This is a genomic window from Moorena sp. SIO3I6 (assembly GCF_010672095.1).
The window spans coordinates 1-1,316 of record NZ_JAAHHU010001410.1 but is presented as its reverse complement, the minus strand read 5'-3'; the positions used below and the strand labels follow the sequence as shown (position 1 = coordinate 1,316).

Sequence of the window (1,316 nt, the reverse complement as noted above, 5' to 3'; positions counted from 1 at the left end):
CCTTGCTGACGGACACAAGTGCTTGAAAAGCAAGTAGGGGAGGGGTTGGACAAAACAGAAAAATCTGGGTAAATGGGGTAGTCAATAAAAATCCCAATTATGACCCAGAAAAAAATCTACTCACAAGTGTATAGCTACCTAAGCGCAGGTAGCAAATTTGTTGATATCAGACATATAGTGACGTTGGCATGGATGGTGGCGGCGTTACTAGGGAGCCAAAAGGTGAATCAGGGGGAATGGGGTAGCTACGTCCAAAGTCGAGCTATCCAAGAAGACAGCAATCAAAAACGATGGCGTCGGTTTTTAGGAAATCATCGGGTCAAGATCAAAGAAATCTATGTACCGTTAGTTCTAAAGGCAATATCACAGTGGAAGCAGGGAAGATTATACTTAGCCTTGGATAGTACCCAGTTGTGGAATAAATACTGCTTTGTCTACCTATCGGTGATTGGGGGAGGGAGAGCATTACCCCTGCTGTGGTTAGGGTTAGAACACAAAAGTGCCAGTGTCGCCTGGGAGAAATATGCCCCCTTACTCGAACAAGCGTATCAATATCTGGCAAATTTCCCAGAGGTGATGTTGTTGGCGGATAGGGGATTTGCCAATCACGATTTACTGAAATGGTTACAATTAACCCATTGGCACGCTTTCTATCCGTCTACCGTCCGATACTCTGATTCACGGTGTCCAGCGTCGAGGCGCGTGGATATAGCGTTCGTGAGTTATATCCGCCCAAACGAGAAGCCGTTTTCTACAAAAATGTTGGTTTATGGGAAGATGCTCAACTTAAGGCTCATCTCGCTCTGGCGGCAGTACCTGCCGCTAAGGATAATTGGGCAATTATCACTGATGAACCTCCCACCTTGAAGACTTTTTGGCAATATGGCTTGCGTTTTCGTATTGAACATCTGTTTTTAGATAGCAAGTCTGGGGTTTTTCAGTGGGAAATGTCTCGAGTTCGTTGTGCTGAGCGACTTGAACGCCTCTATCTGGTCATTGCTATTGCAGTTCTTTTCGCAACTTTAGTCGGCATGGCTGTCCAAAAAGACGGTTTACGTCGTCAGGTTGATGCCCATTTTCGTCGTGGACTTAGCTATCTAAAAATCGGTGTCCGGTGGCTTAATTCCTTTGTTCACAAGGCTTATTCCTTTTTACGCCTTGACCACTTGGTCTATCTTGACTCTACTCCTTGTTTCGCTTCCCAAAAAGCTCGTGACCGCTACTATCGAAAGATTACCTTCTCTCTGATTCAGGAATTTGATGCCTGGGCCTAAATGTACTGCTAAATGTACAAAAAAAAGTGTCCGTCAGTCAGG

The 1,316-nt window shown here is 45.1% G+C and carries 2 protein-coding genes; both read left to right on the top strand.

All coding sequences use genetic code 11. The features are described 5' to 3' along the window. Positions 1–99 precede the first annotated feature (99 nt). The gene (locus F6K49_RS49790) at positions 100–867 is read left to right on the top strand and encodes a hypothetical protein (RefSeq protein WP_293110210.1); all 768 of its coding nucleotides are present in this window, start codon (positions 100–102) and stop codon (positions 865–867) included. Continuing rightward, positions 864–1,274, top strand: a complete 411-nt coding sequence (locus tag F6K49_RS49785) for a hypothetical protein (protein ID WP_293086780.1) — start codon at positions 864–866, stop codon at positions 1,272–1,274. Before F6K49_RS49790 ends, F6K49_RS49785 begins: the two co-directional genes overlap by 4 nt. Positions 1,275–1,316 lie beyond the last annotated feature (42 nt).